The sequence below is a fragment of the Geomesophilobacter sediminis genome (assembly GCF_016458275.1).
Taxonomy (GTDB): Bacteria; Desulfobacterota; Desulfuromonadia; order Geobacterales; family Geobacteraceae; genus Geomesophilobacter; species Geomesophilobacter sediminis.
Genome location: NZ_JAEMHM010000012.1, coordinates 171,947 through 196,982, shown reverse-complemented (window position 1 = coordinate 196,982; position 25,036 = coordinate 171,947). Strand labels below are relative to the sequence as shown.

Here is a 25,036-nt window from a genome sequence, read left to right as displayed (position 1 = left end):
ACCTCTTCCTTGCTAATCCGCGTTCTGCCCCGCTTCCGCCGAAGCCGCGCAATCGCTGGAAAGCGCGCCGTGCGCCGCCTGGAGGCTCTCCAGGGCAAAGCGGCGCAAAAACGGATGCAGGTGGTGCGGCAGTCGGTACCCCTCGAGGCTCTCGGCGAGGCCGACCACGCGGGCGACCGCCCGGCGGTCCCTGCCGCAGCGGCGCATCAGATCCGCGCTCAGAAGGAGGCGTTCCCGGATCCGGTCCAGCTTCGGGGACAAAAGTTCCGAACAGAACCGTTTCAAGAGCGCCTCGGAGCTCGAGGGTCCGTGTTCGGCGGCAAAATCGTAGACCCGCTCGTCCGCCATGAAACAGGCGGCAAAGAAAGGATCGGAGAAGAGCTGGGCGCTCGCCTCCTCCCCCTCGGCGTAGCTCATGGCGCGCCGCGGACGCTGCTCGCCGAATTGCGGGCGGTAGCGGCGCGGGGTCAGGTCCTCGCCCCGAAACATCCCCCGCTGCAGGTAGAAGTCGGCGGGGAGATAGGCGAGGTCCCGGCTGAAGTAGAGGGCATCGGCCAGAAGCTCCACCACGTGGGACGGCTCGACCTGATGCAGTTCCTCGTCGGCGCTGAAGGCCTCGAGCTCGGCACGGAACTCGTCGCCGGTGAGGCTGTCCCCGCCCCAGGCCGCCAGGAGGCCGCGCCGCTCGTGGACCTGCAGGTACAGGGCGCTGACCCGCCCGGGAGAAATCCAGCGCGAGATCATCAGCGAGCGGTAGCCGTCGCCGTCGGGGACCGAGGCGTAGCCGGCATGGAAGGGGAGGGGGGGCGGTTCGTCCTCCGGCTCCACGCCCAAAAAGGCGAGCCGGCGCAGGCTGAGCCGGCAGGCGGCGCGGTGCTCTAGCGCGCCTTCTTCGAGGTAGCGGCGCAATACGCTCGCCGCGCGGGGCTCCCGGACCCTTCCCAGGGCCTGGAGCGCGCCGGAGACGATGGAGGGCTCCTCGTGCCAGAGCATGGCTTCCAGAACGCGGGTGACGTCGCGGTGGCCGCTGCGCTCGATGCCGCGCAGGATGAGCTGCTGGAATTCGGCGGGATAGGAGAGGAAGTCGTCCAGGAAGCGGACCAGCCCTTCCATTCCCGGCTCCCCCTTGAGGGTGCGTTCGAAGGTCGTGGAGCTTCCGAACACGGCGCGAAACTGGGGGGAGGCGATGTCGACACCGTAGCCGCGCAGCGCGACCTGGAGCGCCGCCTTGCCGTCTTCGCCGAGGTCGCGGCGCTTGAGGCTGATGGCGATCAGCTGGTCGAGCCAGGCATCCTCCTCGAAGAAGTCGAGGATATACGCGTACTTGGAGATCAGTTCGCCGCGGCACTCGCGGGAGAGTTCCCGAAGCAGCGGGCGGAGCGCCCGGTTCCCGGCCTGCTTCAACCGGATGCCGATTTCCTCCAGCTCCGCGAGGGAAACCTGGTCGTTCCTGATTTTCTCCAGGAGTTCCAGAACCCCCCGGCGCTCCTTGAAGGAGGTATCCACGTTCGTGCTCGTGCGCATGTAAATGGCCCCCGGCTATTCCAAAACCTGCATCGCAGTCTTGCCCGGCAAAGCTTTTGTTGATCAGAAAAAAGGGAAGCCCCCCTTTTTCCAAACCTTAAACGCCAAATCCCCCTGAATCCCCCTTTTTCAAAGGGGGCGAAGCCTGCCGTACTACCCAATGGCCCCCCCCTTTGACAAAAGGGGGGCTGGGGGGATTTGCCTGGGACGAGAGGGGAGGAGTTTTACTCCTCGCCTTCCTCGTCGGTCGTGTCCGAGGTATCGGCGCCGACCTCGTCGGAGACGATCGCCTCTTCCACGTCGCCTTCTTCGTCCTCGTTCTCTTCCTTCTCGGCCAGGCGCGCCACGGCCACGATCCGCTCGTTCTCCTCCATCACCATCAGCCGGACCCCCTGGGTGTTGCGGCCGATGATGGAGAAGCCGGCCACCGGTACGCGCAGGATCTTGCCCTGGTCGGTGATCAGCATCAGGTCGTTTTCGTCGGAGACCTGCTTGATGTCGACGACGTTGCCGTTGCGCTCGGTGGTCTTGATGGTGATGACCCCCTTGCCGCCGCGGGACTGGATCCGGTACTCGCTGATCTCGGTCCGCTTGCCGTAGCCGTTCTCGGTCACCGTGAAGAGGGTGGAGTCGCTGAACTCGTCGTTCAGGATCGCCATCCCGATCACCTGATCCTTCCCTTCGAGCATCATGCCGCGCACGCCGCGGGAAACGCGGCCCATGGAGCGGACCTCGTCTTCCTTGAAGCGGATCGACTTGCCGTTGGCGGAGGCGAGCAGCACATCCTGGCGCCCGTCGGTGAGCGCCACGGCGATCAGCTTGTCCCCCTCGTCGAGGTTGACGGCGATGATGCCGCCGGCGCGCGGGTGCGAGTACTCCATCAGGGAGGTCTTCTTCACCACCCCCTGGCGGGTCGCCATCATGATGTACTTGTCCTCGACGAACTCCTTCACCGGGAGGATGGCGGTGATCTTCTCCCCGGAGGCGAGGTTCAGGAGGTTCACGATCGCCTTGCCGCGGGCGGTGCGCCCGGCCTCGGGGATTTCGTAAACCTTGAGCCAGTAGACCTTCCCGGCGTCGGTGAAGAACATGAGGTAGTCCTTCGTGGAGGCGATGAACAGCTGTTCCACGAAATCCTCTTCCTTGGTCTTCATCCCGGTCTTCCCTTTGCCGCCACGGCGCTGCGCCCGGTACAGGGTGACCGAGTTGCGCTTGATGTAGCCGGTGTGGGAGATGGTGACGACCATGTCCTCTTCGACGATGGTGTCCTCGAGCGAGATGTCGGCGGTCTGGCTGACGATCTCGGAGCGCCGCTCGTCGCCGAACTTCTCCTTGAGCTCCAGGAGCTCGCCCACGATGATCTTGAGGATCTCGGTCTCCGAGGAGAGGATCTCCTTGAGGCGGGCGATGTACTTGCGGATCTCGGCCAGCTCGTCGAGGATCTTGTCCCGCTCCAGCCCGGTGAGGCGGTGCAGCCGCATGTCGAGGATCGCCTGGGCCTGCAGCTCGGAGAGAGCGAAGCGGTTCATGAGGCCGACCTTCGCCTCGGCCGGGGAGGCGCTCGCCTTGATCAGGGCGATGACCTCGTCCAGGTTGTCCAGGGCGATCTTCAAACCTTCCAGAATGTGGGCGCGCGCCTCGGCCTTCTTCAGCTCGTAGATGGTGCGCCGGGTGACGATCTCCTTGCGGTGGTCGACGAAGTAGTCGATGGTCTCCCGCAGGGTCAGGACGCGCGGCTGGCTGTGCACGATCGCCAGCATGATGATCCCGAAGGAGGCCTGCATCTGGGTCTGCTTGTAGAGGTGGTTCAGGATGACCGTCGGGTTCTCGTCCCTCTTGAGCTCGATGACGATCCGCATCCCCTCGCGGTCCGACTCGTCGCGCAGGTCCGAGATACCCTCGATCTTCTTCTCCTTGACCAGCTCGGCGATCTTCTCGATGAGGCGCGCCTTGTTGACCTGGTAGGGGATCTCGGTGACGATGATCGACTGCCGCTCGGTCTTCTTCTGGGTCTCGATGACCGCCTTGGCGCGCATCTGCACGATGCCGCGGCCGGTCTTGTACGCGGAGACGATCCCTTCGCGACCGTAGATGAAGCCGCCGGTCGGGAAGTCGGGGCCCGGGATGAGCTCCATCAGCTCCTCGAAGGTGAGATCCGGATTCTGGATTATCGCGACGATCCCGTCGACCACCTCGGAGAGGTTGTGCGGGGGGATGTTGGTCGCCATCCCGACCGCGATGCCGGCGGAGCCGTTCACCAGGAGGTTCGGGAACTTGGACGGCAGCACCAGCGGCTCCTTGAGGGAGTCGTCGTAGTTCGGCCCGTAGTCCACGGTCTCCTTGTCGAGGTCGGCGAGGAGCTCGTGCGCCAGGTGCTCCATGCGGATCTCGGTGTAACGCATCGCCGCGGCGCGGTCACCGTCGATGGAACCGAAGTTGCCCTGGCCGTCGACCAGGGGATAACGCAGCGAGAAGTCCTGGGCCATGCGGACCAGGGTGTCGTAGACCGCGGTGTCGCCGTGCGGGTGGTACTTACCGATGACGTCACCGACCACGCGGGCGGACTTCTTGTACGGCTTGTTCCAGTCGTTCCCCATGTCGTACATGGCGAACAGGCAGCGGCGGTGAACCGGCTTGAGACCGTCCCGGACGTCCGGGAGGGCGCGTCCTACAATGACCGACATGGCGTAGTCCATGTAGGAGCGCTTCATCTCGTCTTCGATGTTCACCGAGACCTTATTCAGTTGATTAAGCATTCAACTCCCTCTTCCTTCATGTAATGCCAAAGCAGGTAAGGCGTTTCCCTCCCGAAGGGAGGGGCAAATTTTTTGTACAACGCCAGGGGGGGTGAAGTCCCCTTGAAAAGGGGGACAGGGGCATCCTCCGTCGAGGTTCACCCCATCCGCACCCGGTCCGTCTCCCGGAAACGAGCGGAGACGCTGGGAGGACTTACTTCGATCGGCCGGCTAAGTCGGCCGATTTCTCTTTTTTCAGGTAGATCCCCATCATCCAGAGCGCGCCGACGGTGATTGCGACGTCGGCGACGTTGAAGACGCCGGTGCGGACCGGGCCGATGCCCAGGTTCAGGAAATCGACGACCCGCCCGTGGTTCATGACCCGGTCGATCAGGTTGCCGACGCCCCCTCCGGCGAGAAGCGACACGGCGATCACCTCGGCCCGGGTCGCCCGCCGCGACACCAGGACGTAGCCCACCAGCGCGGCGAGAAAAACGCCGGTGAATACGGTGAAGACCAGGAACCGGGTCTGCTCCTGGGCCCCGGCCCCGAGGCTCAGGAAAGCGCCGGGATTCTCCACGTACTGGAGCCGGAAGAGGTTACCCAGATAGCTCAGGGGCTCGCTCCCCAGGCTCTTGCGCGCGATCGACTTGGTCACCTGGTCGCACCCGACGCAGCAGATGAGGGTGACCGCGACCGCGAAGAATTTGCTGGCCAGTCGCATCGCTTGCTTAGACGTCCAGGTTGGAGACGTTGAGCGCGTTCTGCTCGATGAACTCGCGGCGCGGCTCGACCTGGTCTCCCATGAGGACGGTGAAGATGTCCTCGGCGGCGACCGCGTCCTCGATCTTCACCTGGAGGAGCACCCGGTTTTCCTGGTGCATGGTCGTCTCCCAGAGCTGTTCCGGGTTCATCTCCCCCAGACCTTTGTAGCGCTGGATGTAGAGCCCTTTTTTCGCGGTTTCCATGAAATAGGTCAGGACCTCCTGCTGGTCCTCGGTTTCCAGGAGCAGCTTCTCCTCGGAGGAGATCGCGGCGGCGCCGGTCCCGAAGTTCGCGTTGACCCGCTTGTAAACGTCGTGCAGCATCCCGTAGTCGTAGGAACCGAGGATCCCGAAGATTTCCCCGTCCACCCGGACCCGCAGGTTGCCGATGCTGAAAAGGATGCTCCCGTCCTGCATCCGGTCGTAGTCGGTGTTCGGGAAGGTCTCCTTGATCCGGGGGAGATGGGGGACCAGGTCATCCATCTCCTCGAAGCCGTTTTTGATCCCGCACTTGAGGAACATCCGGAGCAGGTGTTCGTTGATCCCCTTCTTAACCACCTTGTCGAACAGGGCGTTGAACTCGATGAGCTGGGTCAGGATCGGGATGATCTGCTTGCCGCGGTACATCCGCTCGTCGTCGCCGCTGCCGAGCTTGAGGACCATGCCGTCGGTCCCCTCTTCCAGGAGGTAGCTCTGGAGGGCCGGCTCGTTTCGCAGGTACTGTTCCTTCTTGCCGCGCTTGATCTTGTACAGCGGCGGCTGGGCGATGTAGAGGTAGCCGCGCTCGATCAGCTCCATCATCTGGCGGAAGAAGAAGGTGAGGAGCAGGGTCAGGATGTGCGAGCCGTCGACGTCGGCGTCGGTCATGACGATGATCTTGTGGTAGCGGAGCTTCGCGATGTCGAAGTCTTCCTTGCCGATCGAGGTACCGAGCGCCGAGATAAGGGTCCGGATCTCCTGGGAGGAGAGCATCTTGTCGAAGCGGGCCTTCTCGACGTTGAGGATCTTTCCCTTGAGCGGGAGGATCGCCTGGTACTTCCGGTCGCGCCCCTGTTTTGCCGAGCCACCTGCGGAATCACCCTCGACCAGGAAGAGTTCGGAGAGCGCCGGGTCCTTCTCTTGGCAGTCGGCGAGCTTGCCGGGGAGGGTCCCCACTTCGAGGGCCCCCTTGCGGCGGGTGAGGTCGCGGGCCTTGCGGGCCGCCTCGCGGGCGCGGGCCGCGTCGATCGATTTCTCGAGGATCCGCTTGGCGATGGCCGGGTTCTCTTCGAGGAAGGTGGCGAGTTTCTCGTTCATGAGGGTCTCGACGTACCCTTTCACCTCGGAGTTGCCGAGCTTGGTCTTGGTCTGCCCTTCGAACTGCGGCTGCGGGATCTTCACCGAAATGACTGCGGTGAGCCCCTCGCGCAGGTCCTCGCCGGAGATCGCCACCTTCACGTTCTTGAGGAGGTTGTTGTTGCTCGCGTAGGTGTTCATGGTGCGGGTGAGCGCCGCCTTGAACCCGATCAGGTGGGTTCCCCCCTCGTGGGTGTTGATGTTGTTGGCGAAGGAGAAGACCTTCTCGTCGTAGGAGTCGTTGTACTGGAGCGCGACCTCCATGTCGACGCCGTTTTTCTCGCCGCGGAAGTAGATCGGGTGCGGGTGGACCGGGGTCTTGTTCTTGTTCAGGTATTCGACGAAGGAGTTGATCCCCCCCTCGTAGAAGAAGTCATGCTCCTTTTCGACCCGCTCGTCGATGATCTTGATCCGGACCCCGGCGTTCAAAAAGGCGAGCTCGCGCAGGCGGCGCGACAGCACGTCGAAGGAAAACTCGGTGGTCTCGAAGATTTCCCCGTCCGGGAAGAAGGTGATCTTGGTGCCGCGCCCCTTGGTCTCGCCGGCCACTGCGAGGGGCGCCACCGGCACCCCCCTCTCGTAGGTCTGCTTGTGGAGCTTGCCGTTGCGCCGGATCTCCAGTTCCAGCTTGGTGGAGAGCGCGTTGACGACCGAGCTCCCGACGCCGTGGAGACCGCCGGATACCTTGTACGAGGAGTTGTCGAACTTCCCGCCGGCATGGAGCACGGTGAGGACGACCTCCGCGGCCGATCTCCCTTCGGTCGGGTGCATGTCGGTCGGGATGCCGCGGCCGTTGTCCTTGACCGTGACCGAACCGTCGACGTGAATGGTCACCTCGACCAGGTCGCAGTAGCCGGCAAGCGCCTCGTCGATGGAGTTGTCCACCAGCTCGTAGACCAGGTGATGCAAACCCTGAGCGGCGGTGGAGCCGATGTACATGGCCGGGCGCTTGCGCACCGCGGCGAGCCCTTCGAGAACCTTGATCTTGTCTGCACCGTAATCGTTGTTTTCTTCCAAGTTCATCCAATTACCTCTGGTTGAGAAATCTGCCCTTCGCTGATCCGGAAAGTGGCCTGCTCGTCGCTGCCTTCCAGGGCGATATTGTCGAGTGAGGTGGTGGTTATGAACACCTGCATCTCGCGTTTTCTTAAAAATTCCATCAGGTTGCCGTTGCGCTCCCGGTCCAGCTCGCTGGTCATGTCGTCGAGCAGCAGAACCGGCGGTGCGTCGAAGGTCTTCCTTATCAGCTCGATCTCGGCCATCTTGAGCGCGAGCACGATGGAGCGCTGCTGTCCCTGCGAGGCGAAGCTCCGTGCCGGGCGTCCGTTCAGGGTGAAGGAAAGGTCGTCCCGGTGCGGTCCCACCGCGGTCGTCAGACGGCGCCGCTCCTCGGCGGCATGGGCCTTCAGCCCTTCGACCAGGGCGGCTCTCGGCTCCTGCCCAAACAGTTCCCGGTCCACCCCGTGCAGCCGGTATTCCATCTCGACCGCCTCGTCGTTGCCCGAGATCTCGGAATAGAAGCGCTGGAACAGCCTTTCGATCTCCCGCAAGTGCGCCAGGCGCCGGTTAATGACCACCACCGCGCTGTCGGCCAGCCGCTCGCTCCAGACCTCCAGTCCGGAGGTGTCGTTGTGCTTGAGGAGCGCGTTGCGGTTTTTCAGGATCTTCGCGTAGTCGTGGTAGGCCTTGAGATATCCGAGATCGCAGGTGAAGACCGCGCGGTCGAGGTATCTGCGGCGGGACTCCGGCCCACCTCTGACCATGCCGATCTCCTCGGGAGTGAAGAGAACCACGTTGAGGTTGCCAAAGAGGTCGTCGACCCGGCTGGCCAGTTTGGCATCCACCTTGGCCTTTTTTCCCTGGCGCTCCACCAGAAGCGCGATCTCGCGGCGGACCAGGTCCCGCTCCACCGTCCCCTTCACCAGGGCGAATTCCGCGCCGAAGCAGATCAGGTCGGAGTTCTTCGCCTGCTTGAAGGACTTCATGGTGGCAAGGAGGTATATCGATTCGAGCAGGTTCGTCTTGCCCTGACCGTTTTTCCCGTAGAAAACGTTGAACTTCTGGCCCGGGACCAGCTCCAGATTTTTCAGGTTTCGGAAGGAGCTCAGTTTTAGCTTGATCAGTCTCATCCGGTCAGTGACTCCCCCCTTGGTAAAAGGGGGGTCGGGGGGGATTTGCTTTCAAGGTTCCCAACGCTGCAGAGGCAAATCCCCTTAAATCCCCCTTTGCAAAAGGGGACTTCAAACCCTGCCTTTTTAAAGATCCTTCTACAGGCGCATCGGCATGATGACTGCCATGAAGTCGTCTTCGGCGGCGGCCTTCATGATTACCGGAGAGAGCTCGTCTTTGAGTTTCAGCTCTACCTCGCGCTCCTCCATGACCGAAAGGACGTCGATCAGGTACTTGGCGTTGAAGCGCGCCGAAATCCCGTTCCCCTCGTACTGCGCCTCGATCTCTTCGCGCGCCTCGCCAAGCTCCGGATTGCTGGAGGAGATAATCACCAGCTGCGGGTTGAGGTCGATCTTGATTCCCTTGAACTTCTCGGAAGAAAGAATCGCCATCCTCTTGAGCGAGTGGAGGAACTTGTCGCGGCCGATCAGGACGTTGCAGTTGTTCTGCGCCGGGATGACCTTGGTGTAGTCCGGGAACTCACCGTCGATGAGCCGCATGACCACCACGGTGTTCCCCTTCTTGATCACCGCGCTGTTGTCCATGAAACCGAGCATGATTTCGCCGGCCTCTTCCTCGGTCATCTTCTTGAGCTCGAAGATGCCTTTTTTCGGGAAGATCACCCCTTTGGCGAGCTCGGGGCCGACCTTGCCCTCGATTCTTTTTTCGGATACCGAGAGGCGGTGGCCGTCGGTCGCGACCATGCGGAGCAGGGTCTCTTCGCCTTCGTCGATCCCCTTGATGAAGATGCCGTTCAGGTTGTACTTGGTCTCGTCGTAGCAGATCGCGTAGGAGGTCTTCTCGATCATCTCGGCGAGGATCTCGTTTTTGAACAGGATGAAGTTCTCTTCCTTGACCTTCGGGAAGTAGGGGAACTCGTCCGACGACAGGCCGACGATGTTGAAGCGGGCCTTGCCGCAGACGATTTCGACCCAGTCGTTTTCCTTGGTGGAGAAGTGGATCTCTTCGTCCGGCATCTCCTTGACGATCTCGTACAGCTTCTTGGCGGAAACCGTAATTTTCCCTTCCCGGATCACCTGGGTCGGGTAGGAGCTCTTCATGCCGACCTCGAGGTCAGTAGCAGTGACGAACAGCTGTTCGTTGCCGACCTCCAAAAGAGCGTTGGAGAGGATGGGCATGGTGTTTCGCTTTTCAACGATTCCCTGAATTCTCTGGAGTGCCTTGAGGAAAATTTCTTTGCTTATTTTGAACTCCATGTCTTCTCCTTGGGTCCCGCTTCTTTTAATACTTTTTTTAAATCTTTTAAGTAGTAGTTAGTAGATGCCTGTCTATATGTTGATAACCGTGCTGAGCCCTTGAATATTCGTCGTTTTTACTCGGGGAAACCGCGGGGATTAAAAGCTGACTTTGCGCCCTTTGTGCACAGGCGCTCCAATCTGTCCACAGGCACCCCCGGTTTATGCACAGAGATCCGCAGCTATGTGAACAGCTTTTTCTTGATTTCTTCCACAGTCCCCCGGAACTCCGAATCGGCCGCCAACTGCTTCTCGATCTTCTTCACCGAATGGATGATGGTGGAGTGGTCCTTGCCGCCGAACTTCTCACCGATTTCCGGGTAGGAGGACTTGGTCAGCTCCCGGCATATGTATATGGCGATCTGCCGGGGAACGACCAAGGTCTTGACCCGCTTGTCCGACTTGAGTTCGGAAAGCTTGATGCGGAAGTGTTCCGCGACCTGCTTCTGGATCATCTCCACGGTGATCTCTTTGGTTTTCTCGACGATGATGTCCTTCATCACCTCGCGCGCCATCCCCAGGTTGATCTCGTTACCGGTCAGGCTCGCGAACGCCTCCAGGCGGATCAGCATCCCTTCCAGCTCGCGGATGTTGTTGGTGGCGCCGGCGGCCAAAAAGAGGGCAACGTCGTCGGGGAGGTTTACCGAGTGCATGTCCGACTTCTTCTTGAGAATCGCGACCTTGGTCTCGATGTCGGGCGGCTGGATGTCGGCGATCAACCCCCATTCGAAACGCGATCTCAGGCGTTCCTCGAGCCCCGGAATATCCTTGGGGAACTTGTCCGAGGTGATCACGATCTGCTTATGGGAGTCGTACAGGGCATTGAAGGTGTGGAAGAACTCTTCCTGGGTCGCTTCCTTGCCCGCCATGAACTGGATGTCGTCGATCAGGAGGAGGTCAACCTTCCGGAACTTGTTGCGGAACTCGTCCATCTTCTTGTAACGGAGCGAGTTGATCATCTCGTTCATGAATTTTTCGGAGGAGTAGTAGCAGATCTTCGCCTTCGGATTCTTCTTGAGAATCTGGTTCCCGATCGCGTGGACCAGGTGCGTCTTCCCCAGACCGACCCCGCCGTAGATGAAAAGCGGGTTGTAGTTGGTGGCCGGCTTGTTGGCGACCGCCTGGGAGGCGGCGTAGGCGAACTGGTTGCTCGCGCCGCAGACGAAGGATTCGAAGGTGTACTTGGGATTCAGGTTGGGGACGTACTCCGCCTTCTTTTCCTTGGCCTTGGGGGGGGCCGCCTCTACCTCTTCTTCCTTGGGCTGGGGAGAGGGCTCCGGCTTGGGCTCGGCGATGCGGAATTCAACCTGGTAGCTTTTGGCGGTGACGGCGGAAATAGCTTCCTTCACCATGGAGAGATATTTCTCGGTGACCCATTGCTGGACAAAGGCGCTGGGTGCTTCGAGGACGATGGTGTCACTGGTGGCTTCGAGAAACTTGAGCGGATCTATCCACGTGGTGTAGGTTTGGCCGGTCAGTACTTTCTTGAGGTTAGCTTGGGCTTCCTGCCAAACGTTTTCCATGGAGAGAGGCCTTCTTTTTTTAAACGGTTTTTACACAGCTTTATCAACAGCTGTTGATATAAAAAAGTAGCATTTAAATCAATGGCTTATCAAGAAATAAACAGGATAAGCCCATGCTAATTTTGTGGATGCAAGAGGTTAGCAGAGACACCCTGAATTTGCAAGGCTAAAGTTGCCAAGACAAAAATACCTTGACAGCAAAATCCGATTGTGTTTAAGTTTCACTCTTGCCTTCATTTGAGCTATTATCACCAAGGAGTCATAGAGATGAAAAGAACGTACCAGCCGAGCAATGTTTCCCGTAAGAGAACCCACGGGTTCCTCGTGCGCATGTCCACCAAAAATGGCCGTCTCGTTATCAAGAGAAGAAGAGCTAAAGGGCGGAAGCGTCTTTCTGTCTCCATCGCCAGTAAGTAATATAAGTAACTGCTTGCCCTGCTACGGTTTCGCTAAAGAAGAGCGGCTGCGCCGGAGAGCAGACTTTCTCAGATTAAGTAGCGCGTTCAAACTGCACACTGCCCACTTCATCCTGCTTTACCTGGAATCCAACCAGGACGCCACCCGCGTCGGATTCACGGTGAGCAAGAAAGTGGGCAATGCCGTTATCAGGAACCACATCAAGAGAAGGCTGCGCGAATTCTATCGGCTCAACAAGACGCTTTTTTGGAAGGGAGACTTCAACTTCATAGCCAAAAAAGGGGCGGAAGCACTTACCTATCACCAGATCGCCAACGAGCTTGCGGCCGCCCCCGGGCGGCTGCGTCATAAGATATGCTCAACAGAACGCTCATAGCCTTGATCCTCTTCTATCAGAGGTATGTCTCCCCCCTCAAGGCAGCTTCCTGCCGTTTTTACCCTTCCTGTTCGCAATACTCCCTACAATCCCTGGAAAAGTACGGTCCTCTCAAGGGGACCTGGCTCACGGTGGTGCGCCTTTTGAAGTGCCATCCGTTCCATCCAGGTGGTTACGACCCGGTTAAATAGCCTCCCTAGGAGAACTCATGGAAAAAAGACTTGTCATAGCGATAGTGCTTTCGGTCGGTATCTTGTATGCCTATTCGCTCTTGTTCCCTGCTCCGAAACCGCATCCCGTTGCACCCGCGGCGACCCAGCAGGCCGCGGTAACGACCCCAACGACTGCGCCTGCCGCCCCGGCTGCCGGTGCTCCCGGAGTGCCGGGCGGTGTCGCTCTCGCCGCCGTCACCCCGCAGGGACCGGTCGTCGCCCGCGACGTCACCGTCGACACCGACCTCTACACCGCGACCTTCTCCACCCAGGGCGCCGCGCTGAAGAAGTTCGTGCTCAAGAAGTACACCGACGTCGCCGGCCCGAAAGGGAAGCCGGAGGTGCTGATCAACGAAAACGCCCCCAACCGTTTCGAGCTGTTGACCGACTCCCGTGAACTCGGGATTCTTCCCAACAGTGGCTATGCGGTTAATACCGATACGCTGAAACTCTCCGACGGGCAGCAGGGGACCCTCGAGTTCACCACGATGAACCCGCAGGGTATCGTGCTGAAGAAGGTCTTCACCTTCTCCGGCGACAAGTACCGGATCGGGTTCACCCAGGAAGTTCGCAACAACGGTGCTGCGGCGGTTGCCGGGACCCTGCACCTGGTCCAGGCGAACCGTCTGGTTGTTGACCAGAAGGAAAGCCGGTTCGAGGTTCACGGCCCGGTTACCCTGGTCGGCGACAAGGCCGAGTCCGACAAGCTGGACAAGCTCCTCAAGGAGCCCAAGGCCTACACCGGGAACGTCCTGTGGTCCGCGTTCAACGACAAGTACTTCATGGAAGCGGTCATTGCCCAGAAGGGGAGCATCGCTTCGGTCAAACTCGCCCGTCCCTCCACCGACGAGCTCCAGCGTGATATCGCTTCTCCGGCAATTTCAGTCGCTCCCGGTCAGGCTGCCGCTTTGAACTATGAGCTCTACCTCGGCCCCAAGGATCTCGATATCCTCAAGGCCCAGGGTAACCGCCTTGATGAAGTCATCGACTATGGCTGGTTCGCCCCGATTGCCAAACCGCTGGTCGCCATCCTGAAGTTCCTCTACAAGTACACCGGCAACTACGGCTGGGCGATCATCATCATCACCGTCGTGCTCAAGCTGCTCTTCTTCCCGCTCACCCACAAGAGCTACAAGTCGATGAAGGAGATGCAGAAGCTTCAGCCCAAGATGAACGAGCTGAAGGAGAAATATAAGAACGACCGCGACGCCATGAACCGCGCCGTGATGGAACTGTACAAGACCCACAAGGTCAACCCGATGGGTGGCTGCCTCCCGATGGTGGTTCAGATCCCGGTCTTCTTCGGTCTGTACCGCGCACTCATGTATTCCATTGAGCTGCGGCACGCACCGTTCATGCTCTGGATCACCGACCTTTCCGCGAAGGATCCGTACTACGTAACGCCGCTGATTATGGGCGCCACGATGTTCATCCAGCAGAAGATGACCCCGTCCAACATGGACCCGGTTCAGGCCAAGATGATGCTCGCCCTTCCGGTCGTGTTCACCTTCATGTTCCTGAACTTCCCGTCCGGTCTGGTCATCTACTGGATGGTGAACAACGTGCTGACCATCGTGCAGCAGGCCTACATCAACAAGAACGTCAAGTAAGGACGTAGCCATGTATGTACGCGATACCATCGCGGCAATCAGTACTCCGATAGGGGAGGGTGGCATCGGGATCGTTCGAATCAGCGGTCCCGATGCTCTCCCCGTCGCACAGCAGATCTTCCGCACCAAATCCGGCGGTGGCCTAAAAAGCCACCGCTTTTGTTATGGGGTGATCTCCGATTCGGCCACCGGTGACGTGGTGGACGAGGGAATGACGGTCTACATGAAGGGACCTAATTCCTACACCCGCGAGGATGTGGTCGAGATTCAATCCCATGGGGGAACCCTGGTGGTCAGCCGGGTGCTCGACCTCGTGCTTGCCGCCGGAGTGCGCCTGGCCCAGCCGGGGGAGTTCACCAAGCGGGCTTTCTTGAACGGACGGATCGACCTGGTTCAGGCCGAAGCGATCATGGACGTGATCTCCAGCCGGACCGATGCATCCCTGGCTCTGGCGCAGCATCAGCGGGAAGGGCTTCTTTCCCAAAAGATCGGGAAGGTTCGGGATGGGGTTTTACACGCCCTGGCCTTCATCGAGGCGGTCATCGACTTTCCCGAAGAGGACATCGACGTTGCCATCGAAGCAGATGTCATGGGGCGGATTGCACCGGCGATCGATGATCTCAAGACTCTGGTCGAGGGATTCGACGAGGGGAGGGTGCTGCGCGATGGTGTTTCCGTTGTTATCGCCGGCAAGCCTAACGTAGGGAAATCGAGCCTGCTCAACACGCTTCTCAAAGAGAAACGGGCCATCGTCACTTCGGTGCCTGGCACCACCAGGGATTTGATCGAAGAGGTCGTGAATATTGAAGGGCTGCCGGTTCGTCTGTTGGACACCGCCGGAATACGCGAATCCGATGATCATGTAGAGCAGGAAGGTGTTCGGCTGACCCTGGAGCGGATACCCCGCGCGGACCTGGTTCTTTTTGTGGTCGATGGTTCCGCTTCCTTCACCTCGGAAGATGAATCCATCCTCCAGGCGATCGGTACCAAATGCTTCCTGGTGGTCAAAAGCAAGGCGGATCTTCCCGGCACCTGTGTGCTTCCCGGTGCACTGGAAGGCAAGGCGGTTTCCCTTTCGACCCATGACGGGACCGGTGTTGCCGAACTGCGGAAGGCTATCCACCACACCTTTGTCCATGGTCATGCTACCGACAGCCGGGAATACGTCGCCGTCTCCAAGGCCCGGCACCGCGATGCGCTGGTCCGAGCCCTGGCCGCCCTGGAAAGCTTCCGGCTGAACCTTGAGGCAGGGGTAAACCACGAACTGCTCCCGATCGACCTGCGTGATGCGCTGGAAGCGCTCGGCTCGGTGACCGGAGAGACGACGACGGACGATGTCCTCGATCTGATTTTCTCCAGTTTCTGCATCGGCAAGTAATATTGTATTGTTTCACGTGAAACAATGCCGGATTCGCCTGTTGTTCCCTGCGGTTATCGTCTTAAGCAGCACCTTGTAGAATTACGGAGCGGCAGGGTAGGGTAGATAGCCTGGTTTGTAGTATCTACGGTACTTTTCGTTTTTTCTTTTGTATTTAAGCTGGTTATAGGATTGTTTCACGTGGAACAATTGCATCTGGATACAATCTGAATTGTGTAGGAGCGACATTCCTGTCGCAATTGCCCGCCGGCAAGGTAACGGACATTTGCTGTGGGAGCGCCTTTCCAGGCGCGATCCGCCGCAGGCGGCAACAACCGCTGCCAGGTGTCGACGTAGGGGTGAGTCCTCAACGACCTTGCCACAATTGATAAACATAAACCGGAGTGGAACGAGGTGCCCCCCCTGGGATGCAGAACAAACTGCTGTCGACGGCAGGTGGAGCTTCCGAGTTAATCGCGCCGAGAAGGGCGTTCCCACATGGTTTAAGCGGTTGCGGTGAACCATCCCGCACGATGGAGTGTTTGAATTGATAGTCTACGAAAAGAACTATGACGTCATCGTGGTCGGTGCCGGCCACGCCGGTTGTGAGGCGGCACTCGCCGCAGCGCGCATGGGAGCTGCCACGCTCTTTCTTACCATCAACCTCGATGCCATTGCATTGATGTCCTGCAACCCCGCCATCGGTGGTCTGGCCAAGGGGCACCTGGTGAAGGAGATCGACGCGCTGGGCGGCGAGATGGGGCGCAATATCGACGCGACCGGCATCCAGTTCCGGGTGCTCAATACCAAGAAGGGACCGGCCGTTCGTGCCTCCCGCGCGCAGGCCGACAAGCAGCAGTACCGGCTGCGCATGAAATACGTCCTCGAACAGCAGGATCGTCTCGACCTCAAACAGGTTGAGGTGACCGGCCTCTATCTGGAGGACGATGCTGTCGCCGGCGTCGATACCAAGGGCGGGGTCCGCTATCTCGGCAAGACCGTCGTCCTTACCACCGGCACCTTCATGCGCGGCCTCATCCATATCGGCCTGGTGCATTACCCGGGCGGCAGGGCAGGGGACCTTCCTTCCATCGGCCTTTCCGACCACCTCGCCGAGTGTGGCTTCGAGGTCGGACGTCTCAAGACCGGCACGCCCGCGCGCCTGGATGGACGCACCATCGACTTCCATCGCCTGGAGCCGCAGTACGGGGACGAGAATCCGATCCCGTTTTCCTTCTCCAACGAGCGGATCGACCAGCCCCAGGTTCCCTGCCACATCGCCTATACCAACCAGAAAAGCCACGAGATCATCCGCAGCGGCCTGGACCGCTCCCCTCTGTATGCCGGGATCATCGAAGGCATCGGCCCGCGCTACTGCCCCTCCATCGAAGACAAGGTGGTCCGCTTCCCGGACAAGGACCGGCACCAGACCTTTATCGAACCGGAAGGCCGGGACACGGTGGAGGTCTATCCGAGCGGCATGTCCACCTCGCTCCCCATCGACATCCAATGGGCCTTCTACCGGAGCATCGAAGGGCTGGAGCGGGTCGAAATCATGCGCCCGGCGTATGCCATCGAGTACGATTACGTCAACCCGATCCAGCTCCATGCCTCCCTGGAGACCAAGGTGCTGCGCAATCTCTACCATGCCGGACAGATCAACGGGACTTCCGGTTATGAGGAGGCTGCCGCCCAGGGGCTGATGGCGGGCATCAACGCCGCCCTTCGGGTCCGAGGGAACGAGCCGCTGGTTTTGGGCCGCAGCGAAGCCTACATCGGGGTCATGATCGACGACCTGGTTACCCTGGGGACCAAGGAGCCGTACCGAATGTTCACCTCGCGGGCCGAGTACCGGCTGCTGTTGCGGGAGGATAACGCCGATCTCCGGCTGCGCGAGAAGGGATACGCCATCGGCCTGCTCCCCGATGAGCTTTGGCACTCGTTCCTGCAAAAGCGCGACCTGATCAACGAGCGCCTGGAATTTCTGGGCAAGGAGCGCCTCACACCGTCTGCCGCCGGGGAGGATCTCCTCCGGGATTGGGATCTGACCGGAATGCAGAACGCGATCAGCTACGAGCAGCTGCTGCGCCGCCCCGAGTTCACCTGCCAGGATCTCGCCCGCATCTACCCCGACATCATGAACCTGCCGGAATCGGTGCGCGACCAGCTCGAGATCCAGATCAAATACAAAGGGTACATCGACCGCCAGCTGGAACAGGTGGAGCGCGCCGCCAAGCTCGAGGACACCAAGATACCTGCCGATATCGACTTCACGTCCATCTCGGGGCTATCGACCGAGATCCAGGAAAAGCTGGCCCGCTTCCGGCCCGACACTCTGGGCCAGGCCTCCCGGATTCCCGGCGTGACTCCGGCCGGTATCACGATGCTGTCCATCGCCATGAAGGCACGGGGGGTGAAATGAAGCCGGCAGCACGGGAAATGTTGGCCTCCGGAGCCCGGACCCTGGGTCTCGAGTTGACCCAGCAGCAGTTGGCGCAACTCGACCTCCTGGCCGAGGAGCTCAAGAAGTGGAACAAGAAGATCAACCTGACCGCCATCACCGACGACGAGGGGATCGCCACCAAGCACCTCGTTGATTCGCTCACCCTGCTCAAGGTGGTGCGCGGACCGGGCAGGCTGCTCGACCTCGGCTCCGGTGGCGGCTTCCCCTGCATTCCGGTCAAAGTGGTCGAGCCGACCCTGGCAATGGTTTCCGTGGATGCGGTGGTCAAAAAAATCAGCTTCCAGAAAAATGCGGCCCGCGTCCTCGGGCTGGCAAATTTCGAAACTCTGCATGCGCGGGGCGAGCTGTTGGCGGAGCAGTATCCCGCCTCTTTCGACTGGATCGTCTCGCGCGCCTTTTCCGACCTCCCAACCTTCGTCTCGATGGCGTTGCCGCTTTTGAAACCGGAGGGACGCATCGTGGCGATGAAGGGGCCGGGGGGAAAACAGGAAGCTGATGAGGCGAAGGTGAAATTGGAGTCGCTGGGGGTGGAATTGGTCGGCCTCCAGGAATTTCAGCTGCCGGGGACCTCGGACCAGCGGTCGCTATTGATTTACAGAATTAGTAAAAATTAAAAATTCAGCAAAATACTGATAATGAGTCTAGATGGCCCCATAAGCCAATTTGGCTTTAAAGGCGACTGATGGGTTTCGGTTGCTCCAAAAGTCCAGCCAGGGGCCAAATTTGGAGCTCAGTTTTTGCCTAGTTTTTGTGCAATTTGGACCGGTTTCGAGAAAAGGCTTTAAAGGGGGAGGGCGCACCAGACGGCGCCCTTTTTCATTGGCAGATGACCGAGCGCTCCACCATCAACTCGAGGCAATTTTGCCGAGATGAGCTCATCCCGGTGGGAGCGCCATTTGTTACGCGATTCAAATTCGCGGGCCTCACCGCCTTCGGCGGATCGTGCCAGGATTGACGAGTCCACATAAAGAGCCCCGGCGGCAGAAACGACCGATTCGTTACCGGGGTGAAAAATTTTGACATGGAGCTCTTTTCCGTGTTAAGGATAAAAACTTTTATTGATAGTCAGGGGAAAAGTCGTCGAACTGGGAGGAGGTTATGAACCACTTTCAGTACCAGGGTGATCAGCTTTTTGCCGAGGACGTGGCGGTGAAGGATATCGTCGCATCGGTGGGCAGTCCCGTCTACATCTATTCGCGGGCCACCTTGGTGCGGCACTTCAAGGCGATGGATGACGCATTCGCCACCCTGCCCCATACCATTTGCTATTCCGTCAAGGCGAATTCCAACCTGGCGGTGCTGAGGACCTTCATCAACCTCGGCGGCGGGGTCGATATCGTTTCCGGCGGAGAGTTGTACCGGGCCCTGCAGGCCGGGGCGGATCCGGCCCAGATCGTCTATTCCGGCGTCGGCAAACGGGACGACGAAATAGAATACGCCCTGCATACCGGGATCCTGATGTTCAACGTAGAGTCGGAGCAGGAACTGGAGCGGATCGACGTCATCGCGGGGAGGCTCGGCAAGAGGGCCGGAATCGCGATCCGGGTAAATCCCGACGTCGACCCGGAGACCCATCCCTACATCACGACGGGGCTCAAGAAGGCGAAATTCGGCATCAACATCGAGCGGGCCCTGGAACAGTACGGTCGCGCCAAGGAGATGGCGAACCTGGAGATTTTGGGCGTCGACTGCCACATCGGCAGCCAGCTGACCAAGGTTTCCCCCTTCGTCGATGCCATTAGAAAGCTGAAACGTCTCATCTCCGGGGTGCGGGAGATGGGAATCGACCTGAAGTACCTGGACCTGGGCGGTGGCCTGGGGATCCAGTACCACGACGAGGACCCGCCGCTTCCTTCGGACTACGGCACCTCGATCACCGAGGAGACTCAGGACCTCGGACTGCACCTAATTTTCGAACCGGGGAGGAACCTGGTGGGTAACGCGGGGATACTCGTGGGGACCTGCCTCTACACTAAACGCGGGGAAGAAAAGAACTTCGTCATCGTCGACGCCGGGATGAACGACCTGGCCCGTCCGGCGCTGTACGGATCTTTCCACGGGGTGCAGGCGGTCCAAAAGAACCAGGACGGGGTTGTCACGGCGGATATCGTCGGCCCGATCTGCGAGTCGGGCGATTTTCTGGCTAAAGACCGGGAGGTTCCCAACTTCAAGGTCGGCGACCTGGTCGCCTTCATGTCCGCCGGCGCCTACGGCTTTACCATGAGCAGCAATTACAACAGCCGCCCCAGGGTGGCCGAGGTCATGGTGAGCGGCGACCGTTTCGAGATCGTCCGCGAGCGGGAGCAGGTGGAAGACCTGGTCCGGGGCGAGAAAATACCCAGCTTCTTGAACTGAAATAACGGGGGCGTCGTTCAAAGCCTCTGAGCATACTTACATTACGGCATTAAAGGAGATCATCATGTTCCAAGGAAGTATCGTTGCCATCATTACCCCCTTCGCCAACGGCAAAGTTGACGAGGAAAGACTGCGGGAACTGGTTGAGTTCCAGATCGAAAACGGGACCGACGCCATCGTTCCCTGCGGCACCACCGGCGAGTCCTCCACGCTGAGCTACGAGGAGCACGACCGGGTCATCGAGATCGTGGTCGAGCAGGTCAAAAAGAGGGTTCCGGTCATCGCCGGCACCGGCTCCAACTCGACCCACGAGGCGATTGAGATGACCCAGCACGCCAAGGAGCTGGGCGCCGACGGCGCGCTCCTGGTGACCCCGTACTACAACAAGCCGAGCCAGGAAGGGCTTTTCCTCCACTACAACGCGGTGGCCAACGCGGTTGCCCTGCCGCAGATCCTGTACAACGTACCGGGCCGTACCGGCGTCAACCTGCTGCCCGAGACCGTGGCGCGCCTTTCCTCGCACCAGAACATCGTGGCGATCAAGGAGGCGACCGGTTCCCTGCAGCAGGCATCCGAGGTTCTGGATCTCTGCGGCGACAACATCGACGTCCTTTCCGGCGACGACTTCATCACCTTCCCGATGATGGCCTGCGGCGCCAAAGGGGTCATCTCCGTCGTGGCGAACATCATGCCGAAGGAAGTTGCCGCGCTGACCGATGCCTTCTTCGCTGGGAATCTTGCCGAGGCACGCAGGCTCCACCTGCACCTGCTCAAGATCTCCAACGCGATGTTCATCGAGAGCAACCCGGTTCCGGTGAAAACCGCCGCCGGCCTCATGGGCAAGTGCAGCGAAGAAGTCCGTCTGCCGCTCGCCCCGCTCATGGAAGGAAGCCGCAACAGGCTCACCGCCGTCATGAAAGAGTACGGGCTGATCTAAAGCACTCATTGCATCCTGGCTCATCCTTCGTCCTTACGTCCCCTCTCCCTCAAGGGTTGCGTGCCACAGCACGGGGGCAACGGACAGGGTGAGGATGGGTTTCAGTGCCCATGAATGAAAGAATCATCGGAGCCAACCATGATCAAAATAGCAGTCTGCGGGGCCGCCGGACGGATGGGCGGCCGCATCATCGCCGCCATCAAGGAAACAGACGGCGTGGAACTTTCCGGCGCTCTCGATCGTCCCGGCCATCCCATGGTGGGCCAGGACGCCGGTTTCAACGCCGGTCTCGGCGCCATCGGCGTCCCCATCAGCGACGACCTCAACGAGGTGGTCAAAGGGTGCGACGTCCTGATCGACTTCACCACTCCGAAGGTCTCTCTCAAGAACCTCGAAGTCTGCGCCATCAATAAAAAATCCATCGTCATCGGCTCCACCGGCTTCACCCCGGAAGAGCGCGTCCTGGCCGCCGAGCTGGCCAAGGAGATCCCGGTGGTGATCGCGCCCAACATGTCGGTCGGCGTGAACGTCTGCTTCAAGGTCCTGGCCGACGTGGCGAAGATCCTGGGCGAGGATTTCGACGTCGAGATCGTGGAAGCGCACCACAAGATGAAGAAGGACTCCCCCTCCGGCACCGCGGTACGGATGGGCGAAGTGGTCGCCAATGCCCTGGGGCGCGACTACAACAAGGTGGCCAACTACCACCGCGAGGGAATCTGCGGCGAGCGGACCCACGAAGAGATCGGGATGCAGACCATCCGCGGCGGCGACATCGTCGGCGAACACACCGTCTACTTCATCGGGATGGGTGAGCGGGTGGAGATCACCCACCGCGCCCACACCCGGGACATGTTCTCCCGTGGCAGCGTCCGCGCCGCCAAATGGGTCGTGAACGCAAAGCCGGGCGTCTGGGATATGCAGGACGTCCTCGGCCTGAGATAAACCAGCGAATTTGAAATAAATTTTGGAGGAATATCTTCAATGGCAAAAATCAACGACAACTACCTCAAGCTCAAGGCGGGCTACCTTTTCCCGGAAATCGGCCGCCGGGTGCGTGCCTTCGCGGCCGCCAATCCGGATGCCAAGATCATCCGCCTCGGCATCGGCGACGTGACCCAGCCCCTTACCCCGACCATCCTGAAGGCGTTCCACGACGCGGTGGACGATCTGGCGAAAGCCAACACCTTCATGGGGTACGGTCCGGAGCAGGGGTACGATTTCCTCATCGAGGCGATCATCGAGAAGTCCTACCGGCCGCTCGGCGTCGAGCTCAAGAACACCGAGATGTTCATCTCTGACGGCTCCAAGTGCGACTGCGCCAACATCCTCGACATCTTCGCCCTGGACAACACGGTAGCCATCGCCGACCCGGTCTACCCGGTCTACAACGACACCAACGTCATGATCGGCCGCACCGGCGACGCTGACGAGAAGGGGTATTACAAAGGGCTCGTCTACATGCCCTGCACCGAGGAAAACGGCTTCTTCCCGGCGTATCCGCGGGAAAAGGTGGACATGATCTACCTCTGCTTCCCGAACAACCCGACCGGCACCGTTGCCACCAAGGAGCAGCTCAAAGGGTGGGTGGACTACGCGCTGGCCAATGACTCCATCATCCTCTTTGACGCGGCCTACGAGGCGTTCATCACCGACCCGACCATTCCGCACTCCATCTACGAGGTCGAAGGCGCCAAAAAATGCGCCATCGAGTTCCGCTCCTTCTCCAAGACCGCCGGCTTCACCGGCGTCCGCTGCGGCGTCGTGGTGGTTCCGGAGGAACTGGAAGGGACCACCTCCACCGGTGAGAAGTACAGCTTCAACAAGCTCTGGCTGCGCCGTCAGACCACCAAGTTCAACGGTGCCTCCTACCCGGTCCAGAAGGCGGCTGCTGCGGTCTACACCGACCAGGGGTGGAAAGAGACCAAGGAAAACATCGACTACTACATGGAGAACGCCCGGATCATCCGCGAAGGGCTCTCCGCGGCCGGCCTCACCGTCTACGGCGGCGTGAACGGCCCCTACATCTGGCTCAAGACCCCGAACGGGCTCACCTCCTGGGATTTCTTCGACAAGCTCCTCAACGAGTGCAACGTCGTCGGCACCCCGGGCAGCGGTTTCGGTCCGAGCGGCGAAGGCTACTTCCGCCTCTCCGCCTTCGGCAACCGCGACAACGTCATCGAAGCGGTCGAGCGGATCAAGAAGAACCTGAAGTAACTGGTTAGAAAAGGAAAGCTTCCCCCTTCGCAAAGGGGGGAGAAAAAAGGAAAAAGAAAAGGCGGCCCCCGAAAGGGCCGCCTTTTTTGCTGCTAGAACCTGCTGATATCAAGTGTTACGCATGCAGAACCAGCTTGATCATTTCCCGGCTGAATGCCGGCAGGTCGCGTGGTTCGCGGGACGTCACCAGCAGCCCGTCCACTACCACTTCACTGTCCTCGTAGTGCGCACCGACTTCCTGCAGCTCGTGGACGACTTCCTTGTAGCAGGTCGCCCGGCGGCCGTGCAGCAGTCCGGCCGATGCGAGGATCTGCGGGCCGTGGCAGATAGCAGCCACCGGTCTGGAATTCTGGAAGAAGAAGCGGGCGATATCCTTGACCTTAGGCTCGCTGCGGATTGCCGCTGGAGCCTTGCCGCCCGGCAGCACCAGGATGTCGTATTCAGCCGGATTGATTTCGTCGAACGTCTTGTCTACGGCGACCTCGTAGCCATGTTTTCCCCGGATCGGATTTCGGTTCAGAGAAGCGACATCGACACTGAAACCGGCTTCGATCAGCCTGTAGTAGGGGACCAGGAGTTCTGTGTCCTCGAAGTTGTCTGCACTCAGAAATAAGGCTTTTTTCATCGTTACAACCTCCGTGATCGATACTGAATTCCTGCCTTGGTACTGACCCCATTATATCAGTCCGGCCGGTTACCTTGCACGAGTCTCGGGAGTTGCCTGATCAGGGACGGACCGTGTACCCGTCCCGGGGGCTCCACCGGTACCCCTTGCCGCTCCAGATCGCCTCGATCAGTTTCCAATCCAAGTGAAAATCCTTCATTTCCTCGCACAGGTAGTAAGCAGGCATGATCTCGTTGTCGTCGATGCGGCCGTCACCGTTGCTGTCGGCCCAGTGATAGGGGCCGATTGTGACCTGCGCCGCTCCGCTGACCGGCTCGCTGCGGTTGATCGCGGCAGTATGGAAAATAACCTCGCCGTTCAGGGGTACCTCAGCTCCGACGGTAGCGTTGTCAGGGATGCGAGCCGTGTAGGAAATGGTAGCCGGCCCTATGCCTTGGGCGATCAACCATTTGACCACCCACCCGGGAGATTCAACCATCGCGGTGGTCGGGGTGGTGGTAACCAGGGACCATCCTTGGGGGAGGCGCTCCTTCAAGATGAAGGCGTTCCGATCGCTCTGTTGCCGGGTGACCTTGACCTGAATCGGGATGATTTCCCCTGGTGCGGCGAATTTAGGCGCCCAGCGCACCGCAACCGGTGCCGGTCCCAGTTGACGCAGCAGGATGGGCACCGCCACTGCCGCAACGATGAGCGTGGCAACGAGAAGCCAGAGGAGGCGGGTGCGTCTCTTAGCGGCGGCAGGGGGGGGAACTTCGGGCGGTATTTCGACCGGCGCTGCGAGCGGAGCCGCAACGTCGCGAAGAATCGCCTCAAGGTCGACTTCGAGGGCTTCAGCGAGCTTCTCGGCATTGTCGCGGCGGATGGTCGGGTAGCGGTTGTTTTCCCAACGGGAGATGGTGTCGGTGGTTACTCCGACGATATTGGCGATGTAGAGCTGGGTGAGTCGCTTTTGTTCACGGCAGGCTCTGATCCTGGAGCCATCCAGAGCAACGCTGAGCGGCGTACCTTTTTTCGCTATTTCAGAATCTTGAGCCATTTAAAGCTCCCTCACCCAATCCCAGAATGTGCAAGAAGAACGAAAGAGAACCCGACATAGCCCGATGTAGGGTGAAAATCTATAGATATTTATGGCGTTCTGAAATTTACCTGTTAATATCATACAC

Annotated in this window: 20 protein-coding genes; 11 read left to right on the top strand and 9 right to left on the bottom strand. The window is 59.9% G+C overall.

Annotated features, from left to right (window positions below):
- Nucleotides 1-12: 12 nt before the first annotated feature.
- From JFN93_RS15855 to dnaA, 7 genes are all read right to left on the bottom strand, one after another.
- A complete protein-coding gene (locus JFN93_RS15855) occupies nt 13-1,524 on the bottom strand; it encodes a HEAT repeat domain-containing protein (RefSeq protein WP_199385075.1) in 1,512 nt (503 codons plus the stop codon).
- A gap of 224 nt (nt 1,525-1,748) precedes the next feature.
- Nucleotides 1,749-4,280, bottom strand: coding sequence for a DNA gyrase subunit A (gene gyrA, locus JFN93_RS15850; protein WP_199385074.1), 2,532 nt, complete (start codon nt 4,278-4,280; stop codon nt 1,749-1,751).
- A gap of 193 nt (nt 4,281-4,473) precedes the next feature.
- The gene (gene lspA, locus JFN93_RS15845; RefSeq protein ID WP_199385073.1) at nt 4,474-4,983 is read right to left on the bottom strand and encodes a signal peptidase II; all 510 of its coding nucleotides are present in this window, start codon (nt 4,981-4,983) and stop codon (nt 4,474-4,476) included.
- A 7-nt stretch (nt 4,984-4,990) separates the two neighbouring features.
- Complete coding sequence (gyrB, locus tag JFN93_RS15840; RefSeq protein WP_199385072.1) at nt 4,991-7,381, bottom strand: DNA topoisomerase (ATP-hydrolyzing) subunit B; 2,391 nt, start codon at nt 7,379-7,381, stop codon at nt 4,991-4,993.
- Nucleotides 7,378-8,487: a DNA replication/repair protein RecF gene (recF, locus tag JFN93_RS15835; protein ID WP_199385071.1), complete on the bottom strand. Its 1,110-nt coding sequence runs from the start codon at nt 8,485-8,487 to the stop codon at nt 7,378-7,380. Before recF ends, gyrB begins: the two co-directional genes overlap by 4 nt.
- 138 nt (nt 8,488-8,625) lie before the next feature.
- The gene (gene dnaN / locus JFN93_RS15830) at nt 8,626-9,744 is read right to left on the bottom strand and encodes a DNA polymerase III subunit beta (protein ID WP_199385070.1); all 1,119 of its coding nucleotides are present in this window, start codon (nt 9,742-9,744) and stop codon (nt 8,626-8,628) included.
- A 221-nt stretch (nt 9,745-9,965) separates the two neighbouring features.
- The gene (gene dnaA / locus JFN93_RS15825; protein WP_199385069.1) at nt 9,966-11,306 is read right to left on the bottom strand and encodes a chromosomal replication initiator protein DnaA; all 1,341 of its coding nucleotides are present in this window, start codon (nt 11,304-11,306) and stop codon (nt 9,966-9,968) included.
- Nucleotides 11,307-11,573: 267 nt separating this feature from the next.
- Between dnaA and rpmH the strand changes: the two genes are divergently transcribed.
- From rpmH to JFN93_RS15770, 11 genes are all read left to right on the top strand, one after another.
- Nucleotides 11,574-11,723 carry a 50S ribosomal protein L34 gene (gene rpmH / locus JFN93_RS15820; protein WP_199385068.1) on the top strand — a complete coding sequence of 50 codons (150 nt, stop codon included), beginning with the start codon at nt 11,574-11,576 and terminating at the stop codon, nt 11,721-11,723.
- A gap of 13 nt (nt 11,724-11,736) precedes the next feature.
- On the top strand, nt 11,737-12,099 hold the full coding sequence (gene rnpA / locus JFN93_RS15815; protein ID WP_236021761.1) for a ribonuclease P protein component: 363 nt from the start codon (nt 11,737-11,739) through the stop codon (nt 12,097-12,099).
- Nucleotides 12,078-12,290 carry a membrane protein insertion efficiency factor YidD gene (yidD, locus tag JFN93_RS15810; protein WP_199385066.1) on the top strand — a complete coding sequence of 71 codons (213 nt, stop codon included), beginning with the start codon at nt 12,078-12,080 and terminating at the stop codon, nt 12,288-12,290. Before rnpA ends, yidD begins: the two co-directional genes overlap by 22 nt.
- A gap of 17 nt (nt 12,291-12,307) precedes the next feature.
- Nucleotides 12,308-13,921 (top strand): membrane protein insertase YidC, encoded by a 1,614-nt coding sequence (gene yidC / locus JFN93_RS15805; RefSeq protein WP_199385065.1) that lies wholly within the window; start codon nt 12,308-12,310, stop codon nt 13,919-13,921.
- A 10-nt stretch (nt 13,922-13,931) separates the two neighbouring features.
- Complete coding sequence (gene mnmE, locus JFN93_RS15800) at nt 13,932-15,299, top strand: tRNA uridine-5-carboxymethylaminomethyl(34) synthesis GTPase MnmE (protein WP_199385064.1); 1,368 nt, start codon at nt 13,932-13,934, stop codon at nt 15,297-15,299.
- Nucleotides 15,300-15,816: 517 nt separating this feature from the next.
- The gene (mnmG, locus tag JFN93_RS15795; protein WP_456237434.1) at nt 15,817-17,700 is read left to right on the top strand and encodes a tRNA uridine-5-carboxymethylaminomethyl(34) synthesis enzyme MnmG; all 1,884 of its coding nucleotides are present in this window, start codon (nt 15,817-15,819) and stop codon (nt 17,698-17,700) included.
- On the top strand, nt 17,697-18,356 hold the full coding sequence (gene rsmG, locus JFN93_RS15790) for a 16S rRNA (guanine(527)-N(7))-methyltransferase RsmG (protein ID WP_199385062.1): 660 nt from the start codon (nt 17,697-17,699) through the stop codon (nt 18,354-18,356). The genes mnmG and rsmG overlap by 4 nt, the downstream gene beginning before the upstream one ends.
- A 484-nt stretch (nt 18,357-18,840) precedes the next feature.
- The gene (lysA, locus tag JFN93_RS15785; RefSeq protein WP_199385061.1) at nt 18,841-20,097 is read left to right on the top strand and encodes a diaminopimelate decarboxylase; all 1,257 of its coding nucleotides are present in this window, start codon (nt 18,841-18,843) and stop codon (nt 20,095-20,097) included.
- 64 nt (nt 20,098-20,161) lie between these two features.
- On the top strand, nt 20,162-21,034 hold the full coding sequence (dapA, locus tag JFN93_RS15780) for a 4-hydroxy-tetrahydrodipicolinate synthase (protein ID WP_199385060.1): 873 nt from the start codon (nt 20,162-20,164) through the stop codon (nt 21,032-21,034).
- Nucleotides 21,035-21,172: 138 nt separating this feature from the next.
- On the top strand, nt 21,173-21,976 hold the full coding sequence (dapB, locus tag JFN93_RS15775) for a 4-hydroxy-tetrahydrodipicolinate reductase (protein ID WP_199385059.1): 804 nt from the start codon (nt 21,173-21,175) through the stop codon (nt 21,974-21,976).
- Between the two features lie 39 nt (nt 21,977-22,015).
- Nucleotides 22,016-23,248, top strand: a complete 1,233-nt coding sequence (locus JFN93_RS15770) for an LL-diaminopimelate aminotransferase (protein WP_199385058.1) — start codon at nt 22,016-22,018, stop codon at nt 23,246-23,248.
- 115 nt (nt 23,249-23,363) lie between these two features.
- On the opposite strand, the gene JFN93_RS15765 is transcribed toward JFN93_RS15770, so the two are convergent.
- Both JFN93_RS15765 and JFN93_RS15760 read right to left on the bottom strand, forming a co-directional pair.
- On the bottom strand, nt 23,364-23,873 hold the full coding sequence (locus JFN93_RS15765) for a type 1 glutamine amidotransferase domain-containing protein (protein ID WP_199385057.1): 510 nt from the start codon (nt 23,871-23,873) through the stop codon (nt 23,364-23,366).
- 100 nt (nt 23,874-23,973) lie between these two features.
- Nucleotides 23,974-24,909, bottom strand: a complete 936-nt coding sequence (locus tag JFN93_RS15760; protein ID WP_199385056.1) for a helix-turn-helix domain-containing protein — start codon at nt 24,907-24,909, stop codon at nt 23,974-23,976.
- Nucleotides 24,910-25,036: the final 127 nt, after the last annotated feature.

Excerpts from the sequence above, each read along its gene's own strand:
- lysA (WP_199385061.1), top strand. The coding sequence starts at position 18,841 with ATGAACCACTTTCAGTACCAGGGTGATCAGCTTTTTGCCGAGGACGTG.
- lspA (WP_199385073.1), bottom strand. The coding sequence starts at position 4,983 with ATGCGACTGGCCAGCAAATTCTTCGCGGTCGCGGTCACCCTCATCTGC.
- JFN93_RS15770 (WP_199385058.1), top strand. The coding sequence starts at position 22,016 with ATGGCAAAAATCAACGACAACTACCTCAAGCTCAAGGCGGGCTACCTT.
- dnaN (WP_199385070.1), bottom strand. The coding sequence starts at position 9,744 with ATGGAGTTCAAAATAAGCAAAGAAATTTTCCTCAAGGCACTCCAGAGA.
- JFN93_RS15760 (WP_199385056.1), bottom strand. The coding sequence starts at position 24,909 with ATGGCTCAAGATTCTGAAATAGCGAAAAAAGGTACGCCGCTCAGCGTT.
- recF (WP_199385071.1), bottom strand. The coding sequence starts at position 8,487 with ATGAGACTGATCAAGCTAAAACTGAGCTCCTTCCGAAACCTGAAAAAT.
- mnmE (WP_199385064.1), top strand. The coding sequence starts at position 13,932 with ATGTATGTACGCGATACCATCGCGGCAATCAGTACTCCGATAGGGGAG.
- JFN93_RS15855 (WP_199385075.1), bottom strand. The coding sequence starts at position 1,524 with ATGCGCACGAGCACGAACGTGGATACCTCCTTCAAGGAGCGCCGGGGG.
- rpmH (WP_199385068.1), top strand. The coding sequence starts at position 11,574 with ATGAAAAGAACGTACCAGCCGAGCAATGTTTCCCGTAAGAGAACCCAC.
- dapA (WP_199385060.1), top strand. The coding sequence starts at position 20,162 with ATGTTCCAAGGAAGTATCGTTGCCATCATTACCCCCTTCGCCAACGGC.
- JFN93_RS15765 (WP_199385057.1), bottom strand. The coding sequence starts at position 23,873 with ATGAAAAAAGCCTTATTTCTGAGTGCAGACAACTTCGAGGACACAGAA.
- gyrB (WP_199385072.1), bottom strand. The coding sequence starts at position 7,381 with ATGAACTTGGAAGAAAACAACGATTACGGTGCAGACAAGATCAAGGTT.
- gyrA (WP_199385074.1), bottom strand. The coding sequence starts at position 4,280 with ATGCTTAATCAACTGAATAAGGTCTCGGTGAACATCGAAGACGAGATG.
- yidC (WP_199385065.1), top strand. The coding sequence starts at position 12,308 with ATGGAAAAAAGACTTGTCATAGCGATAGTGCTTTCGGTCGGTATCTTG.
- dnaA (WP_199385069.1), bottom strand. The coding sequence starts at position 11,306 with ATGGAAAACGTTTGGCAGGAAGCCCAAGCTAACCTCAAGAAAGTACTG.
- dapB (WP_199385059.1), top strand. The coding sequence starts at position 21,173 with ATGATCAAAATAGCAGTCTGCGGGGCCGCCGGACGGATGGGCGGCCGC.
- rsmG (WP_199385062.1), top strand. The coding sequence starts at position 17,697 with ATGAAGCCGGCAGCACGGGAAATGTTGGCCTCCGGAGCCCGGACCCTG.
- yidD (WP_199385066.1), top strand. The coding sequence starts at position 12,078 with ATGCTCAACAGAACGCTCATAGCCTTGATCCTCTTCTATCAGAGGTAT.